This is a genomic window from Pseudonocardia sp. D17, assembly GCF_036984265.1.
Lineage (GTDB): Bacteria > Actinomycetota > Actinomycetes > Mycobacteriales > Pseudonocardiaceae > Pseudonocardia > Pseudonocardia benzenivorans.
The window spans coordinates 1-214 of sequence record NZ_BPRG01000192.1; the positions used below are offsets into that span (position 1 = coordinate 1).

The 214-nt window shown below is 68.7% G+C and carries 1 pseudogene; it reads right to left on the bottom strand.

The features are described 5' to 3' along the window. Positions 1–145 (bottom strand): annotated as a pseudogene (locus tag PSD17_RS25990) (IS5/IS1182 family transposase); the annotation flags it as partial. Positions 146–214: the final 69 nt, after the last annotated feature.

Sequence of the window (214 nt, forward strand, 5' to 3'; positions counted from 1 at the left end):
TCCCGGCCAGCGCGGCCCGGTCCGGCACCCGCGGCCGGCCGGTCCGTCCCCGCTTCGGCCGGCGCGGCCTCGTCGGGAGCAGCGGCTCCACCACCGCCCACAGCTCGTCGCTCACCAATCGCTCGACACAAGATCGTCTCGACATCGCCGAGCATGATCAGCTACCAGCGCGACTCCACATAGGATTAACACGCCGACTTCTGAAACGACGTCT